The organism is Streptococcus dysgalactiae subsp. dysgalactiae, assembly GCF_900459225.1.
Taxonomy (GTDB): Bacteria; Bacillota; Bacilli; order Lactobacillales; family Streptococcaceae; genus Streptococcus; species Streptococcus dysgalactiae.
This window is the reverse complement of sequence record NZ_UHFH01000003.1, coordinates 1,767,362-1,793,902: the sequence shown is the minus strand read 5'-3', so window position 1 is coordinate 1,793,902 and position 26,541 is coordinate 1,767,362. Positions and strand designations below refer to the sequence as shown.

Annotated in this window: 28 protein-coding genes, 1 tRNA gene and 1 pseudogene; 22 read left to right on the top strand and 8 right to left on the bottom strand. The window is 40.3% G+C overall.

The genetic code is table 11. The annotated features are described in order from the left end of the window. Positions 1 to 18: 18 nt before the first annotated feature. The 10 genes from DYD17_RS09230 to DYD17_RS09185 all read left to right on the top strand — a co-directional run bounded on the left by DYD17_RS09230 (position 19) and on the right by DYD17_RS09185 (position 8,310). Positions 19 to 243, top strand: coding sequence for an acyl carrier protein (locus DYD17_RS09230; RefSeq protein ID WP_003045024.1), 225 nt, complete (start codon positions 19 to 21; stop codon positions 241 to 243). Positions 244 to 441: 198 nt separating this feature from the next. Beyond that, positions 442 to 1,413, top strand: coding sequence for an enoyl-[acyl-carrier-protein] reductase FabK (gene fabK, locus DYD17_RS09225; protein ID WP_003052517.1), 972 nt, complete (start codon positions 442 to 444; stop codon positions 1,411 to 1,413). 24 nt (positions 1,414 to 1,437) lie between these two features. Then, a complete protein-coding gene (gene fabD / locus DYD17_RS09220) occupies positions 1,438 to 2,358 on the top strand; it encodes an ACP S-malonyltransferase (protein WP_003052515.1) in 921 nt (306 codons plus the stop codon). An 11-nt stretch (positions 2,359 to 2,369) separates the two neighbouring features. Continuing rightward, positions 2,370 to 3,104 carry a 3-oxoacyl-[acyl-carrier-protein] reductase gene (gene fabG, locus DYD17_RS09215; protein ID WP_003052513.1) on the top strand — a complete coding sequence of 245 codons (735 nt, stop codon included), beginning with the start codon at positions 2,370 to 2,372 and terminating at the stop codon, positions 3,102 to 3,104. A 14-nt stretch (positions 3,105 to 3,118) separates the two neighbouring features. Further along, a complete protein-coding gene (gene fabF, locus DYD17_RS09210) occupies positions 3,119 to 4,351 on the top strand; it encodes a beta-ketoacyl-ACP synthase II (protein ID WP_003052511.1) in 1,233 nt (410 codons plus the stop codon). A 1-nt stretch (position 4,352) separates the two neighbouring features. After that, positions 4,353 to 4,853: an acetyl-CoA carboxylase biotin carboxyl carrier protein gene (gene accB, locus DYD17_RS09205; protein ID WP_115253100.1), complete on the top strand. Its 501-nt coding sequence runs from the start codon at positions 4,353 to 4,355 to the stop codon at positions 4,851 to 4,853. Then, entirely contained in the window at positions 4,850 to 5,272 is a 423-nt protein-coding gene (fabZ, locus tag DYD17_RS09200) for a 3-hydroxyacyl-ACP dehydratase FabZ (protein WP_003052508.1), read from the top strand. The genes accB and fabZ overlap by 4 nt, the downstream gene beginning before the upstream one ends. Positions 5,273 to 5,303: 31 nt before the next feature. After that, positions 5,304 to 6,668, top strand: coding sequence for an acetyl-CoA carboxylase biotin carboxylase subunit (locus DYD17_RS09195; RefSeq protein ID WP_003052506.1), 1,365 nt, complete (start codon positions 5,304 to 5,306; stop codon positions 6,666 to 6,668). Between the two features lie 8 nt (positions 6,669 to 6,676). After that, on the top strand, positions 6,677 to 7,543 hold the full coding sequence (gene accD / locus DYD17_RS09190; RefSeq protein WP_046177769.1) for an acetyl-CoA carboxylase, carboxyltransferase subunit beta: 867 nt from the start codon (positions 6,677 to 6,679) through the stop codon (positions 7,541 to 7,543). Then, positions 7,540 to 8,310 (top strand): acetyl-CoA carboxylase carboxyl transferase subunit alpha, encoded by a 771-nt coding sequence (locus tag DYD17_RS09185; RefSeq protein WP_003052502.1) that lies wholly within the window; start codon positions 7,540 to 7,542, stop codon positions 8,308 to 8,310. The genes accD and DYD17_RS09185 overlap by 4 nt, the downstream gene beginning before the upstream one ends. 231 nt (positions 8,311 to 8,541) lie before the next feature. Here the strand turns inward: DYD17_RS09185 and serS are convergent, their stop codons facing one another. Further along, on the bottom strand, positions 8,542 to 9,819 hold the full coding sequence (serS, locus tag DYD17_RS09180) for a serine--tRNA ligase (protein ID WP_003052500.1): 1,278 nt from the start codon (positions 9,817 to 9,819) through the stop codon (positions 8,542 to 8,544). A 422-nt stretch (positions 9,820 to 10,241) separates the two neighbouring features. On the opposite strand from serS, the pseudogene DYD17_RS09175 reads away from it, so the two are divergent. After that, a pseudogene (locus DYD17_RS09175) lies at positions 10,242 to 11,308 on the top strand (acyltransferase). A gap of 106 nt (positions 11,309 to 11,414) precedes the next feature. Here DYD17_RS09175 and DYD17_RS09170 read toward each other — a convergent pair. The 5 genes from DYD17_RS09170 to DYD17_RS09150 form a co-directional block, all read right to left on the bottom strand. After that, positions 11,415 to 11,789: a DUF956 family protein gene (locus DYD17_RS09170; RefSeq protein WP_003052496.1), complete on the bottom strand. Its 375-nt coding sequence runs from the start codon at positions 11,787 to 11,789 to the stop codon at positions 11,415 to 11,417. A 113-nt stretch (positions 11,790 to 11,902) separates the two neighbouring features. Beyond that, entirely contained in the window at positions 11,903 to 12,814 is a 912-nt protein-coding gene (locus tag DYD17_RS09165; protein ID WP_003052494.1) for a PTS system mannose/fructose/sorbose family transporter subunit IID, read from the bottom strand. Between the two features lie 16 nt (positions 12,815 to 12,830). Further along, entirely contained in the window at positions 12,831 to 13,640 is an 810-nt protein-coding gene (locus tag DYD17_RS09160; protein ID WP_003052492.1) for a PTS mannose/fructose/sorbose transporter subunit IIC, read from the bottom strand. Positions 13,641 to 13,725: 85 nt separating this feature from the next. Then, a complete protein-coding gene (locus DYD17_RS09155) occupies positions 13,726 to 14,718 on the bottom strand; it encodes a PTS sugar transporter subunit IIB (protein WP_003052490.1) in 993 nt (330 codons plus the stop codon). Between the two features lie 352 nt (positions 14,719 to 15,070). Next, positions 15,071 to 15,883, bottom strand: a complete 813-nt coding sequence (locus tag DYD17_RS09150) for a Cof-type HAD-IIB family hydrolase (RefSeq protein ID WP_003052488.1) — start codon at positions 15,881 to 15,883, stop codon at positions 15,071 to 15,073. A gap of 260 nt (positions 15,884 to 16,143) precedes the next feature. On the opposite strand from DYD17_RS09150, the gene DYD17_RS09145 reads away from it, so the two are divergent. From DYD17_RS09145 to lytR, 4 genes are all read left to right on the top strand, one after another. After that, on the top strand, positions 16,144 to 17,604 hold the full coding sequence (locus DYD17_RS09145; protein ID WP_115253099.1) for an NCS2 family permease: 1,461 nt from the start codon (positions 16,144 to 16,146) through the stop codon (positions 17,602 to 17,604). Positions 17,605 to 17,784: 180 nt separating this feature from the next. Then, positions 17,785 to 18,228: a tRNA (adenosine(37)-N6)-threonylcarbamoyltransferase complex ATPase subunit type 1 TsaE gene (gene tsaE, locus DYD17_RS09140; protein WP_115253266.1), complete on the top strand. Its 444-nt coding sequence runs from the start codon at positions 17,785 to 17,787 to the stop codon at positions 18,226 to 18,228. After that, on the top strand, positions 18,221 to 18,742 hold the full coding sequence (locus DYD17_RS09135; protein WP_003052483.1) for a GNAT family N-acetyltransferase: 522 nt from the start codon (positions 18,221 to 18,223) through the stop codon (positions 18,740 to 18,742). Before tsaE ends, DYD17_RS09135 begins: the two co-directional genes overlap by 8 nt. Before the next feature lie 11 nt (positions 18,743 to 18,753). Then, positions 18,754 to 20,022, top strand: a complete 1,269-nt coding sequence (gene lytR / locus DYD17_RS09130; protein ID WP_115253098.1) for a glycopolymer--peptidoglycan transferase LytR — start codon at positions 18,754 to 18,756, stop codon at positions 20,020 to 20,022. A 159-nt stretch (positions 20,023 to 20,181) separates the two neighbouring features. Here lytR and DYD17_RS09125 read toward each other — a convergent pair whose 3' ends face one another. Continuing rightward, complete coding sequence (locus tag DYD17_RS09125; protein ID WP_003052479.1) at positions 20,182 to 20,502, bottom strand: hypothetical protein; 321 nt, start codon at positions 20,500 to 20,502, stop codon at positions 20,182 to 20,184. Continuing rightward, on the bottom strand, positions 20,499 to 20,918 hold the full coding sequence (locus DYD17_RS09120) for an HIT family protein (RefSeq protein ID WP_115253097.1): 420 nt from the start codon (positions 20,916 to 20,918) through the stop codon (positions 20,499 to 20,501). The genes DYD17_RS09125 and DYD17_RS09120 overlap by 4 nt, the downstream gene beginning before the upstream one ends. 71 nt (positions 20,919 to 20,989) lie before the next feature. Here DYD17_RS09120 and DYD17_RS09115 point away from each other — a divergent pair, with 71 nt between their 5' ends. The 7 genes from DYD17_RS09115 to rimP all read left to right on the top strand — a co-directional run bounded on the left by DYD17_RS09115 (position 20,990) and on the right by rimP (position 26,442). Further along, complete coding sequence (locus DYD17_RS09115) at positions 20,990 to 21,715, top strand: ABC transporter ATP-binding protein (RefSeq protein ID WP_003052475.1); 726 nt, start codon at positions 20,990 to 20,992, stop codon at positions 21,713 to 21,715. A 2-nt stretch (positions 21,716 to 21,717) separates the two neighbouring features. Then, positions 21,718 to 22,752 carry an ABC transporter permease gene (locus DYD17_RS09110; protein ID WP_003052473.1) on the top strand — a complete coding sequence of 345 codons (1,035 nt, stop codon included), beginning with the start codon at positions 21,718 to 21,720 and terminating at the stop codon, positions 22,750 to 22,752. A gap of 64 nt (positions 22,753 to 22,816) precedes the next feature. Continuing rightward, positions 22,817 to 23,608, top strand: coding sequence for a cell cycle regulator CcrZ (gene ccrZ / locus DYD17_RS09105; RefSeq protein WP_115253096.1), 792 nt, complete (start codon positions 22,817 to 22,819; stop codon positions 23,606 to 23,608). Continuing rightward, complete coding sequence (trmB, locus tag DYD17_RS09100) at positions 23,608 to 24,243, top strand: tRNA (guanosine(46)-N7)-methyltransferase TrmB (RefSeq protein WP_003052470.1); 636 nt, start codon at positions 23,608 to 23,610, stop codon at positions 24,241 to 24,243. Before ccrZ ends, trmB begins: the two co-directional genes overlap by 1 nt. A 65-nt stretch (positions 24,244 to 24,308) precedes the next feature. After that, positions 24,309 to 24,395, top strand: a tRNA-Ser gene (locus tag DYD17_RS09095). Positions 24,396 to 24,595: 200 nt separating this feature from the next. Further along, positions 24,596 to 25,701 (top strand): IS3-like element ISSdy2 family transposase gene (locus DYD17_RS09090; protein ID WP_115253095.1). Its coding sequence is split into 2 segments (ribosomal slippage): positions 24,596 to 24,872 and positions 24,872 to 25,701, totalling 1,107 coding nucleotides; the frame shifts between segments, so codons are not numbered across the junction. Positions 25,702 to 25,959: 258 nt separating this feature from the next. Then, positions 25,960 to 26,442, top strand: a complete 483-nt coding sequence (gene rimP / locus DYD17_RS09085; protein ID WP_080555695.1) for a ribosome maturation factor RimP — start codon at positions 25,960 to 25,962, stop codon at positions 26,440 to 26,442. The last annotated feature ends 99 nt before the right edge of the window (positions 26,443 to 26,541 follow it).

Below are 26,541 nucleotides of genomic sequence, written 5' to 3'. Positions count from 1 at the left end.
TTTTAAGGAGAAATAAAAATGGCAGTATTTGAAAAAGTACAAGAAATTATCGTTGAAGAACTTGGTAAGGAAACAGAAGAAGTAACATTAGAAACAACTTTTGATGATCTTGATGCTGATTCACTTGATGTTTTCCAAGTTATTTCAGAAATCGAAGATGCCTTTGATATCCAAATTGAAACTGAAGAAGGTTTGAACACTGTGGGTGATCTTGTTGCCTACGTTGAAGAAAAAACAAAATAAAACTAGGATTGACTGATATAGCAGCAACTGATTAAAAGTGAGCTGTCCCCTGTCTCTATCATGACTGGATAATATAAGATGTATTAGTCAAACCGTTGGGGTGAGATTAGACCCTTTTTAGGATCTAGCTCACTCTTTCTTCTTATCATGATAGTTTGATTATCAAATTATTCTCCTTATTACTTATAGAAGGTTATTATGAAAACACATATTACAGAATTACTTAATATTGATTATCCCATTTTTCAAGGAGGTATGGCCTGGGTCGCAGATGGTGATTTAGCAGGAGCAGTGTCCAATGCTGGTGGGCTAGGTATCATCGGTGGGGGAAATGCTCCAAAAGAAGTTGTTAAAGCCAACATTGACCGTGTTAAAGCGATTACGGACAAACCCTTTGGGGTGAATATCATGCTGTTGTCACCTTTTGCCGATGATATTGTTGATTTGGTTATTGAAGAAGGTGTCAAAGTTGTCACAACAGGTGCAGGAAATCCAGGAAAATACATGGAACGTCTGCATCAGGCAGGTATTATTGTTATTCCAGTGGTTCCAAGTGTGGCTCTTGCCAAACGGATGGAAAAACTTGGTGTCGATGCAGTGATTGCTGAAGGCATGGAAGCTGGAGGACACATTGGTAAATTAACAACTATGACTCTCGTGAGACAAGTGGTCGAAGCTGTTTCTATCCCTGTGATTGCGGCAGGAGGGATTGCCGATGGCCGTGGAGCAGCAGCAGCCTTTATGCTAGGTGCTGAAGCTGTCCAAGTTGGCACACGCTTTGTTGTGGCTAAAGAATCTAATGCCCACCAAAATTTTAAAGATAAAATTTTGAAAGCAAAAGATATCGATACGGTGATTTCTGCTCAGGTTGTGGGTCATCCTGTTCGGTCTATTAAAAACAAATTGACCTCAGCTTATGCCAAGGCTGAAAAAGAATTTTTAACAAATCAAAAAACGGCAGATGATATTGAGGAAATGGGAGCAGGGTCTCTTCGAAACGCAGTTGTCGACGGTGATGTGGTAAATGGTTCTGTTATGGCAGGTCAGATTGCTGGTCTTGTGAAGGAAGAAGAGAGCTGCGAAGCTATTCTAAAAGACATTTACTACGGTGCTGCCAGTGTTATCCAAGAAGAATCTAAGCGCTGGCAAGCAGCTTCTTTAGATAACTGAGCTACAAGGTAAAGGATAATGACAATGACAAAAACAGCCTTTTTATTCGCTGGCCAAGGTGCTCAAAAATTAGGAATGGCAAGAGACTTTTACGATCACTTTGCTATTGTTCGCGAAACCTTTGACCAAGCTAGTCAAGTATTGGGATATGATTTGCGTCGTCTCATTGACAGTGATCAGGAAAAACTCAACCAAACCAGCTACACTCAGCCAGCTATTTTGACCTCGTCGATTGCTATCTATCGTGTTTTAGGTTTGCATCACATTAAACCAGATATGGTAGCAGGACTTTCTTTAGGAGAGTATTCTGCTTTGGTGGCATCTGGAGCTCTTTCTTTTGAAGACACGTTAGCTTTGGTAGCTAAAAGAGGTCGCTTGATGGAAGAAGCTGCCCCATCGGGGTCTGGTAAGATGGTTGCTGTGATGAATACAGATGCTCAGATTATCGAAGAAGCTTGTCAACTAGCAGCTGTGCACGGAGTGGTATCTCCGGCTAACTATAATACCCCAAGCCAAATTGTCATCGGTGGGCAGGCAGAAGCCGTGAATGTTGCCGTTGAATTATTGAAGGAAAAAGGTGTTAAACGCTTAATTCCTTTGAATGTTTCAGGGCCTTTCCATACAGCCTTGTTAAAACCAGCTAGCCGTTTATTGGCGAGAGAATTAGAACATTATACCTTTAATGATTTTAATATTCCTCTTGTTGGTAATACTGAAGCAAGTATTATGGAAAAAGACCGTATCCCAGAACTATTAGCCCGTCAAGTCATGGAGCCTGTGCGTTTTTATGATAGCATTGCCACTTTGACTGAAAACGGAGTGACTCAGGCTATTGAGATTGGACCAGGTAAGGTCTTGACAGGATTTGTGAAGAAAATTAACAAACAATTGCCATGCAGCAGTATCGAAGACATGGTAAGCTTACGCTCATTTTTAGATAGATAGAGAGGAAACTCATGGAAATTAAAGGGAAAAATATCTTTATTACAGGTTCAACAAGAGGTATCGGTTTAGCGATGGCTCATCAATTTGCCAGCTTAGGAGCTAATATTGTCTTGAATGGTCGCTCTGCTATCTCTGATGACCTCGTTGCCAGCTTTGCAGATTACGGGGTAACTGTCGTCGCTATTTCTGGAGATGTTTCAGAAGCATCCGATGCTAAACGCATGGTCAGCGAAGCTATTGAACATTTAGGTTCAGTTGATGTTTTGGTGAATAATGCTGGGATTACCAATGATAAATTAATGCTTAAAATGACGGAAGAAGATTTCGAACGCGTCTTGAAAATCAATTTGACTGGAGCCTTTAACATGACACAAGCAGTCTTGAAGCCGATGTCCAAGGCTCGCCAAGGAGCTATTATTAATGTTTCTAGTGTGGTTGGTTTAACAGGAAATATTGGTCAAGCGAACTATGCTGCTTCAAAAGCAGGTTTGATTGGTTTTACCAAGTCTGTTGCCCGTGAAGTTGCTGCTCGGAATGTTCGAGTAAACGCTATTGCACCAGGATTTATCGAATCAGATATGACAGACGTTCTTTCTGAGAAGATGCAGGAGCAAATTTTAGGACAGATTCCTATGAAACGCATCGGAAAAGCGCAAGAAGTTGCCCAACTAGCAAGTTTCTTAGCTGGACAAGACTATATTACAGGACAAGTTATCGCTATTGATGGCGGTATGACAATGCAATAAGGAGACGTAGTGAAATGACATTTAAAAGAGTAGTAGTAACAGGTTATGGATTAACATCTCCAATAGGGCATGATCCTGAAACATTTTGGAACAATCTGAAAACTGGTCAAATCGGTATTGGTCCTATTACTAAATTTGACACCACTGATTATGCGGTCAAAAATGCGGCTGAAATTCAAGATTTTCCATTTGACAAATACTTTGTGAAAAAAGATTTGAACCGTTTTGATATGTATTCTCTTTATGCTCTTTATGCAGCGATGGAAGCTGTTGAGCATGCTAACTTAGATATTGATAGCATTGATGCCGATCGTTTTGGGGTTATTGTTGCCTCAGGAATTGGTGGTATCCAAGAGATTGAAGAACAAGTCATTCGCCTACATGAAAAAGGGCCAAAACGTGTGAAACCAATGACCTTGCCAAAAGCCTTGCCAAATATGGCTGCAGGTAATGTGGCCATGAAATTGAAAGCACAAGGAGTATGTAAATCAATTAATACTGCCTGCGCTTCTTCCAATGATGCGATTGGAGATGCTTTCCGTGCCATTAAATTTGGAACGCAGGATGTGATGATGGTTGGCGGTTCAGAAGCGGCTATCACAAAATTTGCGATTGCTGGTTTCCAAAGTTTAACAGCCTTGTCAACAACTGAAGACCCAAGCAGAAGTTCTATTCCATTTGATAAAGATCGTAATGGCTTTATCATGGGAGAAGGATCAGGAATGCTCGTTTTAGAAAGCCTAGAGCATGCGCAAGAACGCGGGGCGACGATCTTAGCAGAAATTGTGGGTTATGGAAATACCTGCGATGCTTACCACATGACCTCTCCTCATCCAGAAGGATTGGGTGCGCGTAAAGCTATTCACCTAGCCTTACAAGAAGCTGGTATTGAGGCGAGTGATATTAATTATGTCAATGCTCATGGAACATCAACGCCAGCCAATGAAAAAGGCGAGAGTCAAGCGATTGTAGCCGTTCTTGGTAAGGATGTTCCGGTGTCTTCAACAAAATCGTTTACGGGTCACCTTCTTGGTGCTGCAGGAGCGGTGGAAGCTATTGCAACTATTGAAGCTATGCGCCATCACTACGTTCCAATGACGGCTGGTACTCAAGCCTTGTCAGAAGATATTGAAGCAAACGTCATCTTTGGAGAAGGAAAAGAAGCGGCTATCAACTATGCTATTTCAAATACCTTTGGCTTTGGTGGTCACAATGCGGTACTAGCATTCAAGCGTTGGGAGGATTAACGTGAATATTCAAGAAATCAAGGATTTGATGGCACAGTTTGATGCCTCAAGCCTACGTGAATTTTCATTTAAAACAAATGAAGGTGAGTTAGCCTTTAGTAAAAATGAACAACATTTTGTCCAAGCTGTATCTAGTCAAGAGCAAGGAACGCCTGCGCCGCAGGTAACTAATGTCCCGAGTCCAGTCATTTCGGAGACGCCTGCTTCAACCCCACCGTCGGAGAGTATCGTTGAGGAAACAATACCATCAGAAAAAGCTGTAGCTGAAGGTGATATTATTGAAAGTCCTCTGGTTGGTGTAGCCTATCTTGCAGCTAGTCCTGACAAGCCGCCATTTGTGGCAGTCGGAGATACCGTAAAAAAAGGACAAACCCTTGTGATTATCGAAGCCATGAAGGTGATGAACGAAGTGCCAGCGCCATGTGATGGTGTGATTACAGAAATTTTGGTATCAAATGAAGATGTCATTGAATTTGGACAAGGATTGGTGCGGATCAAATGATGGATATTAGAGAAATTCAAGCAGTTTTGCCTCATCGCTACCCGATGTTATTGGTTGATCGTGTATTAGAGGTGTCAGAGGATCGCATTGTTGCCATTAAAAATGTGACCATTAATGAACCTTTCTTTAACGGGCATTTTCCTCAGTATCCGGTTATGCCAGGTGTTCTGATTATGGAAGCTCTGGCTCAAACAGCCGGTGTACTGGAATTGTCAAAAGAAGAAAATAAAGGGAAGTTGGTTTTTTACGCGGGCATGGATAAAGTGAAGTTTAAAAAACAAGTCGTTCCTGGGGACCAACTTGTCATGACAGCCACTTTTATCAAGCGCCGTGGCACGATTGCTGTTGTGGAAGCTAAGGCAGAAGTGGATGGCAAGCTAGCAGCAAGCGGGATATTGACCTTTGCCTTCGGGCAATGAGAATAACGATTCTCCGGAGGAAGAAACCCTTATGTTTAAAAAAATCTTAATTGCCAATCGTGGGGAAATTGCGGTGCGTATTATCCGCGCAGCGCGTGAACTTGGGATTTCCACAGTTGCTGTTTATTCAGAAGCAGACAAGGAAGCTCTTCACACGATTTTGGCAGATGAAGCTGTCTGTATTGGACCAGCCCGTTCCAAGGAATCTTACCTGAACATGAATTCCGTCTTGTCAGCAGCTATTGTGACAGGAGCGCAAGCTATTCATCCAGGCTTCGGCTTTTTAAGTGAAAATTCAAAATTTACGACCATGTGTGAGGAGATGAACATCAAATTTATCGGCCCTTCCGCATCGGTTATGGATAAAATGGGTGATAAAATCAATGCCCGTACTGAAATGATCAAGGCAGGAGTGCCAGTTATTCCAGGATCAGATGGTGAAGTTTATAACGCCCAAGAAGCCTTAGCTATTGCCAATAAGATTGGCTATCCTGTTATGTTAAAAGCATCGGCAGGTGGCGGTGGTAAAGGGATTCGTAAAGTGGAGACAGAGGCAGATTTGGAAGCAGCTTTTAATGCTGCCAGTCAAGAAGCCCTAGGTGCTTTCGGAAATGGAGCCATGTATCTAGAAAAAGTCATCTATCCAGCTAGACACATTGAGGTGCAAATTTTAGGTGACGCTCACGGAACGATTATTCACTTGGGTGAACGTGACTGCTCCTTGCAACGGAATAACCAGAAAGTCTTGGAAGAAAGTCCGTCCATTGCTATTGGCAATACGCTTCGCCAAGAAATGGGAGAAGCAGCGGTTAGAGCAGCTAAAGCTGTAGCCTATGAAAATGCAGGAACCATTGAGTTCTTGTTGGATGAGGACAGTGGGGAATTCTATTTTATGGAAATGAATACCCGTGTTCAAGTTGAGCATCCTGTCACAGAATTTGTAACAGGAGTTGATATTGTCAAAGAACAAATCAGAATTGCAGCAGGGCAACCTCTTTCTGTCTCTCAAGATGACATCACCATTACTGGACATGCTATTGAATGTCGTATCAATGCGGAAAATCCTGCCTTTAATTTTGCGCCGAGCCCAGGAAAGATTACAGATTTGTATATGCCAAGTGGTGGTGTAGGGCTACGCGTGGATTCGGCTGTTTACAGTGGCTACGCTATTCCTCCTTATTATGATAGTATGATTGCCAAGATCATTGTTCATGGGGATAATCGTTTTGATGCTTTGATGAAAATGCAGCGAGCCTTGTTTGAATTGGAAATTGAAGGTATCATTACGAATACTGATTTTCAATTGGACTTGATTTCCGATAAACGAGTGATTGCAGGAGACTATGATACCTCCTTCTTGATGGAAACATTTTTACCACATTACAATAAAGATTAGGAGAAGGTATGGCCTTATTTCGTAAAAAAGATAAATACATCCGTATTACTCCCAATAATTCCCTCAAAGGCTCGGTGAGTCAGGTTATCCCAGAAGTGCCAGATGAACTTTTTGCCAAATGCCCAGCTTGCAAGCATATGATTTACAAAAAAGATTTAGGTTTAGCCAAGATTTGCCCGACTTGTTCTTATAATTTTAGGATTTCTGCCCAAGAGCGGCTGATCTTAACAGTTGATGAAGGCTCTTTCCAGGAATTATTTACAAGTATTGAAACCAAGGATCCGTTACGTTTTCCAGGTTATCAGGAAAAATTACAAAAAGCCAAGGAAACAACTGGTCTGCATGAAGCTGTTTTGACAGGGAAGGCTATGGTTAAGGAGCAAAAGATTGCTCTTGCTATTATGGATTCTCACTTTATTATGGCTAGTATGGGAACTGTTGTTGGGGAAAAAATTACCCGATTGTTTGAATTGGCTATCGAAGAAAACCTGCCGGTGGTGATTTTTACGGCTTCAGGAGGCGCCCGTATGCAAGAGGGGATTATGAGCCTTATGCAAATGGCCAAGGTCTCTGCAGCTGTGAAAAGACATTCTAATGCAGGCCTCTTTTACCTCACTATTTTGACAGATCCAACTACTGGTGGGGTAACAGCTAGTTTTGCCATGGAAGGGGATATTATTTTAGCAGAACCTCAATCCTTGGTTGGATTTGCTGGACGCCGTGTTATTGAAACCACAGTACGTGAGAATTTGCCGGATGATTTTCAAAAAGCAGAATTTTTACAAGACCATGGTTTTGTAGATGCTATCGTGAAACGAACAGAATTGCGAGACAAGGTTGCTCACTTGGTAGCATTTCATGGAGGTGGCCAATGACAGATGTATCAAGAGTTTTGAAAGAAGCGCGTGATCAAGGGCGTTTAACCACCTTGGATTACGCTAGCCTTATCTTTGATGATTTTATGGAGCTGCATGGGGATCGTCATTTTTCAGATGATGGTGCTATCGTTGGTGGTTTAGCTTACCTTGCAGGTCAACCAGTCACGGTTATTGGTATCCAAAAAGGTAAAAACTTACAGGATAACTTAGCAAGAAACTTTGGGCAGCCCAATCCTGAAGGTTATCGGAAAGCCCTACGTTTAATGAAACAGGCAGAGAAATTTGGACGACCAGTTGTGACCTTTATCAATACAGCTGGTGCTTATCCTGGTGTTGGTGCCGAGGAACGTGGCCAAGGAGAAGCTATCGCTAAGAATTTGATGGAAATGAGTGACCTCAAGGTTCCCATTATTGCCATCATTATCGGTGAGGGAGGCTCTGGTGGCGCATTGGCCTTAGCGGTTGCCGATCAGGTCTGGATGCTTGAGAATACTATGTATGCGGTTCTTAGCCCAGAAGGCTTTGCTTCTATTTTATGGAAGGATGGTTCAAGGGCGACCGAGGCCGCTGAATTGATGAAAATCACAGCGGGTGAACTCTACAAAATGGGAATAGTAGACCGTATTATTCCAGAACATGGTTATTTTTCAAGTGAAATTATTGAGATGATAAAAGCCCATCTCATCGAAGAAATGGGCAATTTACAAGCGAAACCGCTTGAACAATTATTAGAAGAACGTTACCAACGTTTTCGTCGCTATTAAAAATCCTTTTGGAGTCTCCCTACGTGTTTATCAAGCTAAGGGAGGCCTTTCCAAAAGGGTTTTTAACTGGTCTCGTAAATAAGGAAATAAGTATACTAATAAGACTTTTGATAAACTAGTGTGAAGAAAAGTGTTGTTAAAGGGGCAATGTAGTGAGTTTCAAGTGATGTGGTAACTCTTTAAAATAGTAAACCCCAGAAATCATTTTAATTGATCTCTGGGGTGAGTTTATTATTTAGGTGAAATGACGGTTTCGCCACCCATGTAAGGGCGGAGTACTTCAGGGATGGTAACAGAACCATCTTCGTTTTGGTAGTTTTCTAAAATGGCTGCTACGGTACGACCGACAGCAAGTCCTGACCCATTAAGGGTGTGAAGAAGTTTGACCTTACCGTCAGCCTCATCACGGTAACGGATTTGAGCACGACGTGCTTGGAAATCTTCTGTATTTGAACATGATGAAATTTCACGATAGGTATTTTGAGCTGGAATCCAGACTTCAAGGTCATAAGTTTTAGCAGCTGAGAAGCCCATGTCGCCAGTGCAAAGGGCGATAACACGGTATGGTAAGCCGAGCTTTTGAAGAATATTTTCAGCATTGGCTGTCATTTTCTCCAACTCTTGGTAAGATTTTTCTGGTTTAGCAAACTTGACCATCTCAACTTTGTGGAATTGGTGTAGGCGGATAAGACCACGTGTATCACGTCCTGCAGAACCAGCTTCAGAGCGGAATGACGGGCTCATCGCTGTAAAGTAAATTGGGAGCTCTTTGCCATCTAGAATTTCCCCACGGTAATAATTGGTCAATGGAACTTCTGCCGTTGGGATCAGAACAAAGTTTGTGTCTGATAACTCAAAGGTATCTTCCTTGAATTTTGGATATTGACCTGTACCAAACATAGAATCATGGTTGACCATGTATGGCGTGATGATTTCCTGATAACCCTCTTTGATATGTTCATCCAACATAAAATTATATAGGGCACGTTCCAAACGAGCGCCAAGATTTTTATAGAATAAGAAACGAGCACCTGTAACCTTTGCTCCACGTTCCCAGTCTAGAATATCGAGATCTTCACCTAAATCCCAATGAGCCTTAACCTCAAAGTCAAAGTCACGAGGAGTGCCCCAACGGCGAATTTCGACATTGTCCTCTTCATCAGCACCAACAGGAACAGAATCGTGAGGAGTATTAGGTAAAACAGTGATGATGTCAGTCACTTGCTGGTCGATATCAGCGAGCTGGCTATCAATGGTTTTGATGTCGGCAGAAACGTTTTGCATGTCAGCAATCTGTTGGCTAGCGTCTTCTTTTTGGCGTTTTGCTTGGGCGATGGCTGCAGAAGCAATATTACGCTCTGCTTTTAATTCTTCTGATTGAACGAGAAGAGCACGACGTTTTTCATCAAGATTCTTGAGGTGTGTTAGAGTATCTTCTGAAACCCCACGGATTTTTAATTTGGCAGCGACAGCGTCAAAATCGGTTCGAATACGTTTAAGATCTAGCATAAATAAACTCCTTTGAGATAGATAGTTATTAGTAGCTGTCAGTGAACCAGACTGAGTCAAGTGGCTAAGTCCGTTATTCTCTGACGATAAAAAAACACAGATGATGAAGCTGCTGGAGCGCTTTGGCGCGGTTCCATCCAGCTTCACAATCTGTGCACTTAATTGTTATTTTGTTGACGACACGGTAGAATTTCATATCGTTTTCCTATCTGTTCACAGCGACCACAGACTTTCTGAAAGGAAAAGGGATATTACTTATCCGTTAGCACTATTATAACAAAAAACAAGAAAAAGTAAACTCAAATAAGGAGAACTTTTTTCCTAAATTCACAAACACTAGTGTTTGTGTAAAGCCTTAAAAAGCTAGTCGTAAAAGAACCTTAATGTTTTTTTAAGAAAGAGACTTGTGGTAAACTAAGATTATGTCAGAAAAAAACACATTATTGGTTAATAAGCATCACTATGGCTTAGACCTTTTACGTATCATTTCCATGTTTATGATTGTGATTACACATGTTTTAGGAAAAGGTGGTCTGAGGTCAAGTGTAGAAGGTCAAGCAGATGCTTATTTTATTACAACCTGGGCCATTCAAGTTTTTGTTTATGGTGCGGTTAATTGTTACGCTTTAATCAGTGGCTATGTTGGCCTACACTCTCACTATAGATACTCTAAGTTACTCTCTGTTTGGGTGCAGGTCTTTTTTACACTTTCGGAATGACCTTGGTTTTCGCTTTGCTGGGATTTCCAGTGAGCTTAACTAACTGGCGACAAGCTCTTTTTCCTATTGTTAGCGGTAATTACTGGTACATGACAGCTTACTTTGGGCTCTTGATTTTTATGCCCATGATAAATGGTGGCTTGAAAGCCATGTCTGATCGTCAATTAAAACGGCTTGTGATACTGATGTTGACGATCTTCTCATTGGTGCCTGCACTCATGAATAACAGGGTAGCAGAATTCTCCTTGAGTAAAGGATTTGAAATGACTTGGCTCATCATTCTTTATATCATTGGTGCCTATTTGAGAAGGATTGACCTAGAGGTCTTCAAGACAAGGTACTTGGTAATGACTTATCTCTTGTCCTTGATTGCGACTTATGTCATGAAATTTATGGTAGGTAATATTTGGTACTGGTATGTTTCTCCAACGTTAACTTTGGGGGCCATTGCTCTTTTTATCCTTTTCGCTAAAATGACTATCCAACCTAACAGTTTGTTGAGGTCTTTTATTCTGTTAGTTTCGCCAACAACTTTAGGTGTCTATTTAGGGCATCTTCATCCTTTGCTCGTTAAATTTGTTATCCGAGATTTTGCAGAACCCTTTGTCAACGCTCCTATTTTTGTCTATCCTTTTTTGATTTTTGGCGTGAGTTTTATTATTTACGTTTTAGCTTTTGGGCTTGAAAAGGTGCGAATTGTTCTTTTTAGACAACTTGGTTTTCAACAGGTCTTGTCGTGGGTGGATCGTACCTTTCCATTTGAAGACTAAAGGATTGTAAGAACAACTGGTTCACTAGGTGAACTGATCTCAATTTTCGTTCAATTGCTTCTTCAAAAAGTAAAAAAATAACCGATAAAAAACCAGAGCAGCTAGTCTACTCTGATTTTTTTGCTTTTGGAAATAGTTTTGCTATAAGTGTTTGAATCAAGGTTGGCAATTTGATCACTTTATCATTGCCAATATGTTGGCGGGTGATTTTTAAAATCTTTCCAGAGTCTCCAGAAGCAAATAAAAACTTGCCTTGATCTGTAAAAATTTCAAAGTGACGACTGACTTTTTTTCCTGAGACATTGGCACCAATGTGATTAATGGCTGACCAGGGAATTTGGATGTAGTCATTGACATTTTTATCGTTATAAAATTCAAGGGCCTTGTCACCCAGTAAGATGTGACCGACTTTTCCTCCTATTCCTAGGTAGGAAACGGCCTTTGTCTTGTACTCGACACTTGTGTTTAAAGATTGAGCCATGTGAGTTCCTTTCACTGATTAGTTTTAGTTATTATACCATATTTTAAACATGAGTTTGCTCAAAATCTCATCAAAAAAGAAGTCTGAGAGAGTCCCAGACTTCAATAGATTGATTACATGATATGTGCAACGTGAGCAAGGATACCAAATGCAAACAAGCCAATGATGATTGCGATTGGAGAAACTTTTTTCTTCAATAACCACATGCAAAGGAATGTAAGCAATAGTCCAGCTAAACCAGGGATAAGTGAGTTCAACTGACCTTGAAGGGTTTGAGCTTGAACTTTATCAAGACTCATACCACCCATTGCTTGACCAAGGATAGTTTTCAATTCAGCACCTTTTACAGCACCGTCTGGGAAGACCACATAAGCGCCTTCTGACAATTGTTTACCAGGAAGGTCAATAGTGAAGTTGATAGATACCCAACGTTGAACAAGAACGGCAAGGATGAACATACCAAGGATTGATGCCCCTTTAGTGATGTCTTGGAGGATACCACCTGACATGTCTTTAGTGATTTCAGAACCAGCTTTATAACCAAATTCTTGAGTATACCATAGGAATGACATACGGATAAGGTTCCATCCAATGAAGAATAGAAGAGGACCAACGATGTTACCAGATTGAGCTAAAGAAGCACCAAGCGCACCAAGGATAGGACGTACTGTAAACCAGAATACTGGATCACCGATACCAGCAAGAGGTCCCATCATACCAATTTTAACCCCTTGGATAGCTTTGTCATCGATTGGAGTACCATTTGCGCGCTCTTCTTCAAGGGCAAGTGTTACACCGATGATTGGAGCAGCAACGTATGGGTGTGTGTTAAAGAATTCCATGTGGCGCTCAAGAGCAGCAGCACGGTCTTCAGGAGATGTATACAATTTTTTAAGAGCAGGGATAAGTGCGTAAGCCCAACCCATGTTTTGCATACGTTCATAGTTCCAAGAACCTTGTAAGAATTGTGAACGCCACCAAACACGTTGACGGTCTGATTTAGTTAATTTAATTTGTTCAGTCATTTGTTCTTACCCCTTTCTAGTAGTCTTCTAAGATGTCGCCGATTGGATCAGCTGAACCTGCTGCATTACCACCGTTGCCACCTTTTTTAGAAAGGTTAAGGTAGATGAAGGCAATTGCAACACCGATAACACCCATAGCAATAAGGGTTAAGTCAGTAACAGCTGCAAGAGCAAAACCAAGGGCGAAGAATGGCCATACTTCACGAGTAGCCATCATGTTGATAACCATAGCATAACCTACGGCAACAACCATCGCACCACCGATTTGCATACCTTCGTTCAACCAGTTTGGCATAGCGTTCAAAACAGATTGCACTGCTGAAGTAGGAACAGCAACAAGAAGAGCTGCAGGGATAGCGATACGCAATCCTTGAAGAAGAAGTGCGATAAAGTGGAAGCGTTCAACACCTGCGAAGTTACCTTCAGAGGCAGCCTTGTCACCAGCGTGTACAAGGGCAGTTGACAAAGTACGAACGATCATTGTAAGGAAAAGACCAGCAACAGCAAGTGGGATAGCTGTTGAATAAGCAAATGTAATTCCTTTTTGAGTAAAGTCGCCACCTTTAACCATGATGATAGCAGCAGCAACAGAAGCAAGTGCAGCATCAGGGGCAACGGCAGCACCGATGTTTGCCCAACCAAGAGCAAGCATTTGAAGTGTACCACCGAGGATGACACCAGCTTCAAGGTGACCAGTTACAAGACCGATTAACGTACACGCAACAAGTGGTTGGTGCATTTGGAATTGGTCGAGGATACCTTCAAGACCAGCAAAGAAGGCAACGACAACGACCAAAACTGCAGAAATAATTGAAATATCTGACATTTTGTAATCCTTTCGAAGTGTAGTAAACGATTGGCTATTAGCTAAGTAATGAGCAACCGTTTTAAAACCTTATAGTGTTTGAACCTTATTTAACGTTAGCTTTTTGGATAAGATCAAATAAGTTTTTCTTAGAATCGTTAGGTACTTTACGGACATCGAATTTAACACCCAAGTCACGCAATTTTTCAAAAGTAGCAACATCTTCTTTATCCATTGATAAAACGTTGTTAACCATTGTTTTACCAGTTGAGTGAGCCATTGAACCAACGTTCAATTCTTCAATTTCAACACCACCTTCAATCGCCCGAAGAGCATCTTGAGGGTTTTGGAAGAGAATAAGTGCATGTGTGTTACCAAAACGAGGATCTTTAGAAGCTTCAATCAATTTGCTGATTGGCACAACGTTAGCTTTAACACCACCAGGTGCCGCTTGCTTGATCAATTGTTTACGAAGGTCATCTTGAGCAACCTCATCTGAAGCAACAATGATACGATCAGCTTTAGAAGCTGGTGTCCACGCTGTTGCCACTTGACCGTGTAAAAGACGTGTGTCAATACGAGCAAGGTTGATTTTTAATTTACCGTCTCCGATGACAGTTCCAGCAGGAATAGCTCCTTGAAGTGCGTTAACAACTTTTTCAGTTGCAGCAGTTTTTTCGACTGGGTTAAGTTCTTCAGGAAGGGCTTTAATACCGTCCTTAGATTCCTTAATGATGTTTGCAGCAACTTGTTCAACACCTGCACCAGCATCCATAAGACGTTCAGTGTAAGCTTGAATAAGCATAGGCAAGTTGAGACCAGTGATGATTGCCATTTTGCGATCAGGATTTTCTCCTGCCACACGACTAGCTTGGTTAAATGGAGATCCGCTCCAAAGGTCAGCTAGTACAAGGATTTCATCATCAGCATCAAATTGTGCGATAGCATTGTTGAAGTGTCCATACAAATCATCTGGTCCTTCATTTGGCATGAAAGTAACAACTTGAACTTTCTCTTGTTCACCAAAAATCATAGAACCTGATTGATGAATACCTTCAGCAAATTTACCATGGCTGGCAATAATAATACCGATACCCATTCTTGTTCTTCCTCCTTTAAAATATTTTTCGTTGAAATGAAGAAGAATAATCTCCTTCCAAAACTAAATTTTGGCAATTCTTTTTCACTTAAACGAAATTCAAGAACGTTTCTATTTTAAAACGTTTTCACTAAAAAATCAAGCCCTTTCGGAAAAATAGTACAAAATATGAAAAAATTTTCAGAATTTAGTACTGAATAGGTAGATTATTGATATAACAGGTATTTTCATGCTGTATAAAATGAAGAATATGCTGAAAAATGTTGAAATAATTAGAGCTGTTTTCATTTTTGGGTAAACGCCACAACAAGAAACCCCTTTGTTTTCTGAAAACAAGAGGTTTCGTTTGTTGTCATAAGAAAAGCTCTTCCAATTTTTTGGCCACACCATCTTCTTCATTTGAAAAATCGAGTTGTTGATCCGCATAAGGAAGTAAGACTGGACTTGCATTTTTCATAGCATAGCCAGTTCCAGCAAAGGCTAACATCTCAGTATCATTGTGTTCATCACCAAAGGCGATTAAGTCTTTTTTATCCATATTGAAGATACCTAGAAGGTAATTCAGGGCGTAAGCTTTGTTAATGTTTTTGGATGAAATTTCAAGGATATTAAGAGGACCGCCCCAAGAATCAATTTCAATCTCATCGTTGAAGAAAGCACGCATGTTTTTGGCAAGAGCATATTTGTCCTCGTGATGCGTTTGCATCAGTAAAGCATTTGGGTTTCGAGTAATTTTAGTAATTTCCAAAGCCATATCTGGCGTGATTTCGTCAACACCAAAAAGTTGAGGATCGATGCTTTCAGGTTTAGTCATCGTAATATAGAAGTTTCGACGATACTCACTGGCAATGAAGTCCATTTGAAAGTCATCTTGATATTTGAGTAACTTTAACAAATAGTCTTTATCTAAGGTGACATTATGTTCAAAGGCCCATTTTTGTTCTGGCATATGAGTTAAAGAGCCGTTAAAAGTGATAATAGGGGTTTTTAAATCAAGTTGGAGATAATAATCCAAGGCCATGCGATAAGGTCTTCCTGTTGAAATAATGACCTGATGGCCCTTGTCTTGAACGGCTTTGATAGTCTTTTGGGTATAAGTAGAGATGGTATTATCATGGTGCAACAAAGTTCCATCCAAATCGATAGCAATCATTTTTTTAGTCATGGTTAAATTATATCAGATTTTGTCGTCAGTGGAAGAAGAAAGCTAAATTAAGCGCATTCATTAAGGAAATATTCTAAAATTTATTTTTTTAATCAAAAAAATAATTAAAAAGCATTGAAATAAGAACGATAAGATGGTAATATAAATTTATCGTTCGATAAAATACGAACAATTAATAATAAGGTAATCCGAGCTTATCTATTGGTTAGATAGGGGCTTTTTTGATTTTACCTAAGATTAGTTAAGGAGACTCCATTTAAATGGAAAAGTTTTTTAAGTTAAAAGAGAATGGAACCAGTGTTTCAACTGAGATTATGGCTGGTTTAACAACATTCTTTGCCATGTCCTATATTTTATTTGTTAACCCTAGCATTTTGAGTGCTTCAGGGATGCCTTCTAAGGCAGTGTTTTTAGCAACCATTATTGCAGCTGCTATATCAACTTTGATTATGGGACTATTTGCCAATGTTCCTTATGCATTAGCACCAGGGATGGGGCTTAACGCTTTCTTTACTTACACAGTTGTTTTTGGACTTGGGTTTTCATGGCAAGAAGCCTTGGCAATGGTCTTTGTCTGTGGTTTGTTTAATGTCTTTATTACCGTTACCAAATTCCGTAAAAGTATTATTAAGGCTATTCCTGTCAGCTTACAACATGCGATTGGTGGTGGGATTGGTGTCTTTGTAGCCTATTTAGGATTTAAAAACGCAAACATCATTACTTTTTCTGCTTCAGCCGCTAATATTGTAACTGTGAACGGTGTCGAGCCTGCCAAAGCTACCGCTAAAACATTTGCTGACGGTGTGTTTTCGATTAATGCGAATGGGGGAGTAGTGCCAGCTATTTCAACTTTCACTGATCCAAGTGTTTTATTAGCTATTTTTGGATTGTTATTAACAGCAGTGTTGGTTATCCGAAATGTTCGTGGTGCTATTTTGATTGGGATAGTTGCGACAACGCTTGCGGGAATTCCTATGGGAGTTGTTGATTTATCAACTCTTAACTTTGATGGCAATCACATTGGATCTGCTTTTTCAGAACTTGGAACCACCTTCTTAGCTGCCTTTGGAGGTATGCAGTCACTCTTTAGTGATTCTAGCCGCCTGCCACTTGTTTTGATGACTATTTTTGCTTTTAGTTTATCAGATACATTTGATACCATTGGGACATTCATCGGTACGGGTCGCCGTACAGGTATCTTCTCGCAAGAAGATGAGAACGCCCTTGAAAACAGTACTGGATTTAGTTCAAAAATGGACCGTGCTCTCTTTGCAGACGCTATTGGTACGTCAATCGGAGCCTTGTTTGGAACATCAAATACGACAACTTACGTCGAGTCAGCCGCAGGTATCGCTGAGGGTGGGCGTACAGGTTTAACGGCTGTCTCAACAGCTGTGTGCTTCCTTTTATCAACATTACTATTGCCATTAGTAGGTATTGTTCCGGCAGCAGCAACAGCGCCAGCTTTAATTATTGTTGGAGTGATGATGGTCTCTTCTTTCCTTGATGTCGATTGGAGTAGATTTGAAGATGCTCTTCCAGCTTTCTTCGCAGCTTTCTTTATGGCGCTTTGCTATTCTATTTCATATGGTATTGCGGCAGCCTTTATCTTTTACTGCTTAGTGAAAATCGTGAAGGGAGAAGCTAACAAAATCCACCCAATTCTTTGGGGATCAACCTTCTTGTTTATCCTAAACTTCATTATTTTAGCTATTCTTTAACAAAAAGAAAATGATACTCATAGAGAATACTCTCGTAGTTGGATTTGGTTTCCAATTAAGGGAGTATTTTTCATTGTTGTTCTACCTCAACTGACGTTTAGAAAGGAGGGGACGCTTCAATCTGAAAGACACCTTAGGGTGGCGCTTGGAAGTCTCTTTCTTTTCTGATATAATATGGCTATGTTTTATAGTGAAAATGAAAATAGCCTGATTGCCTATGGGCAAATGATTGGGAATTGCTTATCGGCGGGACATGTCATTGTCTTAACTGGTGATTTAGGTGCAGGAAAAACAACTCTTACCAAAGGCATTGCCAAAGGTTTAGGTATTGACCAAATGATTAAAAGTCCCACCTATACCATTGTCAGAGAATACGAAGGGCGGCTTCCGCTGTATCACTTAGATGTCTATCGAATTGGCGATGACCCAGACTCTATTGACCTAGATGATTTTCTATTTGGTAACGGTGTTACTATTATTGAATGGGGAGAATTGTTAGGTGAAGGGTTGCTAGAGGATTATTTGGAGATTACCATTACCAAACAAAACGATGGACGACGGCTATACGTGGTTGCTCATGGTGAGCATTCACAACAGTTACTTGAGGCAATTTCCCATGAGTGAGAAAACTGTTACGCTTGAAGAAGGACAGCCGCAAGATGCAAATGCAGTATTGTCTTTGATATCAGCCGCAGCTGAGGAAACTGATTTTATCACTGGTATTGAACCGATGTTAGAGGCAACTCCTCAAGACTTAGCCAGTTTTCTGGCAAGAAGCCAAGAGTCTTTGATTGATTTTTGCTTGTTGGCGAAAATAGATGGCCAAGTCATAGGCCTTCTTAATCTTGCTGGAGAAATGCTGTCTGCCAAAAAAGCTGCAGTTGACTTGTTTATGTTAGTAGCCGAGCCTTATCGTGGTTATGGTATCGGTCAGTTACTGCTAGAAGTTGCACTGGATTGGGCTCAGGAGACCCCTTATATCGAAGCTCTTACGTTAGAAGTTCAGGTGAGAAATAGCAGAGCTATTCACCTTTATAAAAAATATGGCTTTCATATTGACGGCACCATAGAAAATGGTGCCAAATCAAAAGATGGAGATGACCTGGCAGTTTACCGCATGTGTATGCCTCTGGGTTAATAAGTGAATCAATGAAAATTGGAAAAAAAATAATAGTAATGTTGATGGCGATTGTTTTGACGACAGTCCTGGCGCTAGGTGTTTATCTAACGAGTGCTTATACTTTCTCAACAGGAGAACTATCAAAAACCTTTAAAGACTTTTCGACATCTTCCAAAAAAAGTGATGCGATTAAGCAGACCAAGTCTTTTTCTATTCTGTTAATGGGGGTAGATACAGGTTCCTCAGAGCGAACTTCCCAATGGGAAGGAAATAGTGATTCCATGATTTTAGTGACGGTCAATCCGGAAACTAAAAAAACAACCATGACCAGCTTAGAACGCGACATTCTCATCACCTTGTCTGGTCCAAAGAACAATGACATGAATGGAGCTGAAGCTAAGTTGAATGCTGCTTACGCAGCAGGCGGTGCCCAAATGGCTATCATGACTGTCCAGGACCTTTTGAATATCACTATTGATAATTATGTTCAGATTAATATGCAAGGGCTCATTGATTTGGTGGATGCGGTTGGCGGCATTACCGTAACTAACGAGTTTGATTTCCCCATTTCAATTGCAGATAATGAACCAGAATACCAAGCTACAGTTGCCCCTGGGACTCATAAGGTTAATGGAGAACAGGCTTTGGTTTATGCTCGTATGCGTTATGATGACCCGGAAGGTGACTATGGGCGTCAAAAGCGTCAACGGGAAGTGATTCAGAAAGTGCTGAAAAAAATTCTTGCCTTAGACAGTATTAGTTCTTATCGTAAGATTTTATCTGCAGTAAGTGGAAATATGCAGACCAATATTGAGATTTCATCAAATACCATTCCAGGTTTATTAGGTTATCGGGATGCCCTAAAAACGATAAAAACTTATCAATTAAAAGGAGAAGATGCGACCTTGTCTGATGGTGGTTCTTATCAAATTGTCACTTCTGACCACTTATTAGAAACCCAAAATCGTATTCGAGGTGAATTAGGACTTCGTAAGGTCACTCAACTTAAGACCAGTGCCACAGTCTATGAAAACCTTTATGGCTCAAGAAAGAGCCAATCTTCTGATAATAGCTATGATTTTTCAGGGCAAAGCCCATCCTATTCTGATAGTAACAGCTATTCTTCTTACTCAGGTGTAAGTGAGACGAGTCCAGCCTATCAGGGAAATGCTAGCACTCAAGACCCTACGACATCAAGTAGTGTACCCGTAGTTCCAGCACCACAAGCGGAAGTTCCAGTAATTAGTGACAGTACCTCTGATGCAGGTTCTGCCGGTACAACCACTTCTCTTCCTTAAGGCTAGATTGTGTGTTTTTGGAAAAGTTGATGGCTAGATTCTATCAAAAAATAAGGAAACAAAAATAACCAGCTTAGCATTCTATTTTTGAGAATACTCAGCTGGTTGTTTTTGGCTATTTAAGTCTAAATATGATGCAATGACACGTGTTGGTACTCGTTAGATATCCGATTGAGAGGAGTCAGTGTTTGTTTTGTCTTGGTATTTGGCAAGTCGAGTTTGTATTTCAGACAAGTGTGCCTGTGTTTCTTGGTTGAAAACCCGCCACTTGTAAGTCAAATCTTGTCCCATGTTTTGAATATGACGGCTCTGATCTTGAATAAGGGCCAAGTCACCTTTGATTTTATCTAAATCAAACTGGATAGCTTCTTTGGCATCTAAGCCTGATGTTACAGTTTCCTTAATAAGGTCTCGTTTTTGGTAACCTTTGTAAGCTGCAAAAGCTAGGAGTCCTAATGCTAGGAAAGTTTTGGTTTTCATGATGTCACCTCCTGGCTAATTTGCTCTGCTAATTTTGCCAAAGCTGGGAAATCAGGTTCATGAGTAGTGTACTGGATTGAGATACCATCTTCTTCATGATAACGAGGAACTAAGTGGACATGAGCATGAAACACCGTTTGCCCTGCAAGAGGTTCATTATTGTTAATGATATTCATGGCAGGAGTACCGGTTGCTTTTTGGACAGCGCGAGCAATTTTAGGAATGCGTGCGAAAGTTTGACTCGCCGTTTCATCATCCATATCTAGCATATTTCGGACATGTTTTTTAGGAATAACCAAGGTGTGACCAGATGTGGTTTGTGAAATATCTAAGAAGGCAAGGACCTGCTCATCTTCGTAAACTTTGGATGAAGGAATATCTCCTTGAACGATGCTACAAAAAATACAATTTTCCATTTTATATCACCTTCTCTAGTTGAATTTGTTATAATGTACTATAAGTATATCAAAAACTAGAAAGAATTTATATGTTAAACATTGAAAATCTAACGGGGGGTTACCTCAATATTCCCGTTTTAAAAGAGGTCTCATTTTCTGTTGGCAATGGTGAATTAGTTGGGTTGATAGGCCTAAATGGAGCTGGAAAATCAACAACCATCAATGAAATTATTGGTTTTTTAAAACCTTATCAGGGAGAAATCTCGATTGATGGACTAACCTTGGCTGTAGATCCAGCTGCCTATCGTAAGAAAATTGGATTTATCCCAGAGACACCTAGCCTCTATGAAGAATTAACTTTGGCAGAGCATATTAATACTGTAGCTATGGCCTATGATATTGATGTGGAATTGGCACAGAAACGAGCAGAACCGTTTTTAAAGATGTTTCGCTTAGCTGATAAATTAGATTGGTTTCCTGTTCACTTTTCAAAAGGCATGAAGCAAAAAGTCATGATTATCTGTGCTTTTGTGATTGATCCAAGTCTGTTTATCCTTGACGAGCCATTTTTAGGATTAGACCCGTTGGCTATCTCAGACTTGATTCAGACTTTGGAGGTTGAAAAAGCCAAAGGCAAATCGATTTTAATGAGTACTCATGTGCTTGACTCTGCTGAAAAAATGTGTGATCGTTTTGTCATTCTGCACCATGGTCAAGTACGGGCTCAGGGGACGCTTGCTGACTTGCAGGATGCCTTTGGTGATGCTTCTGCTAGCCTTAACGATATTTACCTGGCATTGACAAAAGAGGGCTAAGCATGAAAGCATTATTTCTGAAACGCCGTCAAGACTTTCAAAAACAACAGAGCAAATACCTGCGCTATGTCTTTAATGACCATTTTGTCTTGGTCCTGATGTTTTTGCTTGGTTTTTGCTTGGTGCAATACAGCCAGTTATTGAAGCATTTTCCTAGTAATCATTGGCCGATATGGCTCTTTCTCATGGTGGGGATGCTGTTATTGCTTCACTTGGGCTCGGTGGCAACTTATTTAGAAGAGCCTGATCACCATTTTCTACTTCCGAAAGAAGAAGCTGTGGTTGCTCATATTAAACAAGCTGAGCGCTCTGCTCTTGTGATTTGGGGCTGTTTACAGACAGCTATCCTCATCTTTTTATATCCGATCTTCAATCGCCTAGGCTTCTCCCTAGTTACTTTTGCTCTTTTACTTTTGGGATTACTAGCTCTTAAACGACTCCTTTTGGGGTATAAAGTAAGACAATTTTTAAAGAAAGATGGACTGGATTGGGAAAAAGTCATTGCTTTTGAGAGTAATCGTAAACAGGCTATCTTAAAGTTTTATTCTCTTTTCACAAATGTTAAGGGAATTTCCACAAAGGTTAAGAAAAGATCTTATTTAAATCCTCTTCTAAAATTGGTAAAAGAAAATAGTAAGCACCTCTGGCTAACGCTCTATTTAAAAGCTTTTTTACGAAGTTCAGACTATTTAGGACTCTTTTTACGCTTATTATTATTGAGTTCCCTAGCCTTGCTGTTTATTTCTAACACTTACCTATCAGTGGCTTTAGCCCTGGTCTTTAATTATTTGATTCTTTTTCAATTGTTGTCTCTTTACTACCATTACGATTACCACTACATGACTAGTCTTTATCCAGAGAAACATCAAGGGAAGCGGGCGAATCTATTGACTTTTTTGAGAGGATTAAGTTGTCTGATATTAGTTATCAACCTCTTGCTCTGCCATTCTTTAGAAAAAGCCCTTATTTTAGTAGTGGTCATGGGAGTCATTACACTTTTCTATCTCCCTTATAAGTTGAAGAAGATAATTGACTAAGTAGTCTAAAACAAGTAAAATAGGAATAAACGATTAGAAAAGATAGAAAAGGAGGGGTGATAAGGTGACAACGACAGAACAAGATCTTGCTTTGACTCCCTTGCGGGGAAAGAGTGGCCAAGCCTATAAGGGCACTTATCCAAATGGAGAATGTGTCTTCATTAAATTAAACACAACACCTATCCTACCTGCCTTAGCCAAAGAACAGATTGCTCCACAATTGCTTTGGGCCAAACGCATGGGTAATGGAGACATGATGAGCGCCCAGGAATGGCTTGATGGTCGCACCTTAACTAAGGAAGACATGAACAGTAAACAGATTGTTCATATTTTGCTACGCCTCCATAAATCTAAAAAGCTGGTTAATCAATTACTCCAACTTAACTATAAAATCGAAAATCCTTATGATTTATTGGTTGATTTTGAGCAAAATGCGCCTTTGCAAATTCAACAGAATTCCTACTTGCAAGCCATCGTTAAAGAGCTTAAACGTAGTTTGCCAGAATTTCGTTCAGAAGTAGCAACCATTGTTCACGGAGATATCAAACATAGCAACTGGGTAATTACCACCAGTGGCATGATTTTTCTGGTGGACTGGGATTCTGTTCGGCTGACTGATCGGATGTATGATGTTGCCTACTTGTTGAGCCATTATATTCCAAGGTCTCGCTGGGCAGAATGGTTATCTTACTATGGCTATAAAAATAATGACAAGGTCATGCAAAAAATCATTTGGTATGGTCAATTTTCTTACCTGACACAAATCCTCAAATGTTTTGACAAGCGTGATATGGAGCATGTGAATCAGGAGATTTATGCCCTGCGAAAATTTAGAGAAATGTTTAGAAAGAAATAATGCGAGTTAGAAAACGAAAAGGTGCCGAAGAGCACTTAGCTAATAACCCACACTATGTGATTTTAAATCCAGAAGATGCCAAGGGCCGTTGGCACGACGTCTTTGGAAACGCTAATCCTATCCATATCGAGGTTGGATCAGGAAAAGGTGGTTTCATTACAGGAATGGCTTTGAAAAATCCTGATATTAACTATATTGGCATTGACATCCAGCTATCTGTCCTAAGCTATGCCTTGGATAAGGTAATAGCCTCAGAAGCACCCAACGTCAAACTTTTGCGAGTGGATGGATCAAGTTTAACTAATTATTTTGAGGATGGTGAAGTGGACATGATGTATCTGAACTTCTCAGATCCATGGCCAAAGACCAAGCATGAGAAACGTCGCTTGACTTATAAAGACTTTTTAGACACTTACAAGCGTATCCTACCTGAAAATGGGGAAATTCATTTTAAAACAGATAATCGTGGATTGTTTGAATACAGTTTAGCTAGCTTCTCCCAATACGGCATGACTTTGAAACAGGTTTGGCTTGACTTGCATGCGAGTGACTTTGAAGACAACGTGATGACCGAATACGAAGAAAAGTTTTCAAGTAAAGGTCAAGTGATTTACCGTGTTGAAGCAAAATTCTAGTAGTATTTTTCAGTAAAACATGATAAACTAAAGAAGTTGGTGTTTCCATTAACTTCTTTATCTATGGAGAGGTCGCATAGTGGCCGAGTGCGCACGCTTGGAAAGCGTGTAGTCCTTAACGGGGCTCGGGGGTTCGAATCCCCTCCTCTCCTTTTATTCCATTGATAGATCAATGGTTTTAGGTTTTTTGCCCATCTTTTGATATCAAACAAATACCCTTGGGAACTTGGGTATTTTTTATAGCAATGGTATCGATTTGTTGTGACGAGAGATAAGGTTTGCCTGAATAGGTTACACTAAACTAGACAGAATTTATAAAGTGTTCTACACTAAAGAAAATAGGAGAACAGATATGTCTAGAAAAATACGTCGCCACTTCACCGATGATTTTAAGCAACAAATTGTTGACCTTTACAATGCTGGTAGAAAGCGTAGCAGTCTCATCAAGGAATATGAACTAACCCCTTCCACCTTCGATAAGTGGGTTAGACAAGCCAAAACAACAGGTTCATTCAAGTCTGTTGATAATCTGACAGATGAACAGCGGGAGCTGATTGAACTCAGGAAACGCAATAAAGAACTCGAAATGCAATTAGATATCCTAAAGCAAGCGGCGGTGATTATGGCACAAAAAGGGAAATAATCACTGCTAATAAAGATAACTATAGCATTTCAGCCATGTGTCGCTGGCTGAATATGCCACGCTCAAGTTATTACTATCAAGCCGTGGAGTCAGTATCTGAAACGGAGTTTGAAGAAACTATTAAAAGAATTTTCCTCAAGAGCAAGTCCAGATACGGATCCAGAAAAATCAAAATATGCTTGAATAACGAAGGTATTACACTTTCACGTCGTCGGATTCGACGCATTATGAAGCGACTCAATTTGGTTTCTGTTTATCAGAAAGCCACCTTCAAACCACATTACAGAGGCAAGAATGAAGCCCCTATTCCCAACCATTTAGACAGGCAATTTAAGCAAGAAAGACTACTACAAGCCTTAGTCACTGACTTAACCTATGTTCGTGTAGGCAATCGTTGGGCTTATGTTTGCCTTATTATTGACCTATACAACCGTGAAATCATCGGCCTGTCTCTTGGTTGGCACAAGACCGCTGAACTCGTTAAGCAAGCCATTCAAAGCATCCCTTACGCCCTGACCAAAGTCAAGATGTTCCATTCAGATCGTGGCAAAGAGTTTGATAATCAGTTAATTGATGAAATATTGAAAGCCTTTGGAATCACACGTTCGCTCAGTCAGGCTGGTTGTCCTTATGACAATGCCGTAGCTGAAAGTACGTATCGTGCTTTCAAAATTGAATTTGTTTATCAAGAAACCTTTCAATCGCTGGAAGAACTAGCTCTTAAGACTAAAGACTATGTTCATTGGTGGAATTACCACCGCATTCATGGTAGTCTCAACTACCAAACACCAATGACTAAAAGATTAATTGCCTAGAAAACACTTTATAAATGTTGTACAGAAAAGTGTTGCCTTTTCAGCCTGTCCTACTAAAAGGTGACAATAGACCTTAAAGCTGAACGTGATAAGGCCTGCTTATGAGGAAAGGAACATATTTTCTTGCATTCCTTTTTTATTGTGGTATAATAGCTTTAAATAATACAGAAAGGTGGTGAGAAGTCTCTCGCCACTTTTGTATTGAGTTGAATTTGAAGAGGCCTTTGGCCTAATGACCATTAGAAAGTAGAGGAGGTAATCAAAATAGCAAACACATCTATTATTGATATCGTGACCAAGACGGTAGCGCCTGAGATTAAGGCACCCTATGAATTAGTAGACGTTGAGTATGACAAAATGGGGAGTGACTATGTCCTTAGCATTTTGGTTGATAAAGAAGGCGGCATCACGGTAGAGGACACCTCTGATTTAACAGATATTATTAGCCCCTTGCTAGACACCATTACACCAGACCCTTTTCCGGATCAATATATGTTAGAGGTATCGAGTCCTGGCTTAGAACGTCCTTTGAAAACTGTTGAGAGTTTAAAATCAGCAGTAGGTTCTTATGTTAATGTGAGCCTCTATAAAGCGATTGATAAGGTTAAAGTTTTTCAAGGTGATTTACTTGCTTTTGATGGTGAGACGTTGACGATTGATTACCTTGACAAGACTCGCCATAAGACTGTAGACATTCCTTACCAAACAGTTGCTAAGGCTCGTTTAGCTGTTAAACTATAGGTATCGAGTCCAGATTAGCCGAATACCCAATGGCTAGCAACCGATTTAAATGGAACGAAACTAACTGAGCCCTGAGGGCTCGTGGATGTATTACTTTAA

Excerpts from the sequence above, each read along its gene's own strand:
- DYD17_RS09230 (WP_003045024.1), top strand. The coding sequence starts at position 19 with ATGGCAGTATTTGAAAAAGTACAAGAAATTATCGTTGAAGAACTTGGT.
- fabK (WP_003052517.1), top strand. The coding sequence starts at position 442 with ATGAAAACACATATTACAGAATTACTTAATATTGATTATCCCATTTTT.
- fabD (WP_003052515.1), top strand. The coding sequence starts at position 1,438 with ATGACAAAAACAGCCTTTTTATTCGCTGGCCAAGGTGCTCAAAAATTA.
- fabG (WP_003052513.1), top strand. The coding sequence starts at position 2,370 with ATGGAAATTAAAGGGAAAAATATCTTTATTACAGGTTCAACAAGAGGT.
- fabF (WP_003052511.1), top strand. The coding sequence starts at position 3,119 with ATGACATTTAAAAGAGTAGTAGTAACAGGTTATGGATTAACATCTCCA.
- fabZ (WP_003052508.1), top strand. The coding sequence starts at position 4,850 with ATGATGGATATTAGAGAAATTCAAGCAGTTTTGCCTCATCGCTACCCG.
- DYD17_RS09195 (WP_003052506.1), top strand. The coding sequence starts at position 5,304 with ATGTTTAAAAAAATCTTAATTGCCAATCGTGGGGAAATTGCGGTGCGT.
- accD (WP_046177769.1), top strand. The coding sequence starts at position 6,677 with ATGGCCTTATTTCGTAAAAAAGATAAATACATCCGTATTACTCCCAAT.
- DYD17_RS09185 (WP_003052502.1), top strand. The coding sequence starts at position 7,540 with ATGACAGATGTATCAAGAGTTTTGAAAGAAGCGCGTGATCAAGGGCGT.
- serS (WP_003052500.1), bottom strand. The coding sequence starts at position 9,819 with ATGCTAGATCTTAAACGTATTCGAACCGATTTTGACGCTGTCGCTGCC.
- DYD17_RS09170 (WP_003052496.1), bottom strand. The coding sequence starts at position 11,789 with ATGGCTCAATCTTTAAACACAAGTGTCGAGTACAAGACAAAGGCCGTT.
- DYD17_RS09165 (WP_003052494.1), bottom strand. The coding sequence starts at position 12,814 with ATGACTGAACAAATTAAATTAACTAAATCAGACCGTCAACGTGTTTGG.
- DYD17_RS09160 (WP_003052492.1), bottom strand. The coding sequence starts at position 13,640 with ATGTCAGATATTTCAATTATTTCTGCAGTTTTGGTCGTTGTCGTTGCC.
- DYD17_RS09155 (WP_003052490.1), bottom strand. The coding sequence starts at position 14,718 with ATGGGTATCGGTATTATTATTGCCAGCCATGGTAAATTTGCTGAAGGT.
- DYD17_RS09150 (WP_003052488.1), bottom strand. The coding sequence starts at position 15,883 with ATGACTAAAAAAATGATTGCTATCGATTTGGATGGAACTTTGTTGCAC.
- DYD17_RS09145 (WP_115253099.1), top strand. The coding sequence starts at position 16,144 with ATGGAAAAGTTTTTTAAGTTAAAAGAGAATGGAACCAGTGTTTCAACT.
- tsaE (WP_115253266.1), top strand. The coding sequence starts at position 17,785 with ATGTTTTATAGTGAAAATGAAAATAGCCTGATTGCCTATGGGCAAATG.
- DYD17_RS09135 (WP_003052483.1), top strand. The coding sequence starts at position 18,221 with ATGAGTGAGAAAACTGTTACGCTTGAAGAAGGACAGCCGCAAGATGCA.
- lytR (WP_115253098.1), top strand. The coding sequence starts at position 18,754 with ATGAAAATTGGAAAAAAAATAATAGTAATGTTGATGGCGATTGTTTTG.
- DYD17_RS09125 (WP_003052479.1), bottom strand. The coding sequence starts at position 20,502 with ATGAAAACCAAAACTTTCCTAGCATTAGGACTCCTAGCTTTTGCAGCT.
- DYD17_RS09120 (WP_115253097.1), bottom strand. The coding sequence starts at position 20,918 with ATGGAAAATTGTATTTTTTGTAGCATCGTTCAAGGAGATATTCCTTCA.
- DYD17_RS09115 (WP_003052475.1), top strand. The coding sequence starts at position 20,990 with ATGTTAAACATTGAAAATCTAACGGGGGGTTACCTCAATATTCCCGTT.
- DYD17_RS09110 (WP_003052473.1), top strand. The coding sequence starts at position 21,718 with ATGAAAGCATTATTTCTGAAACGCCGTCAAGACTTTCAAAAACAACAG.
- trmB (WP_003052470.1), top strand. The coding sequence starts at position 23,608 with ATGCGAGTTAGAAAACGAAAAGGTGCCGAAGAGCACTTAGCTAATAAC.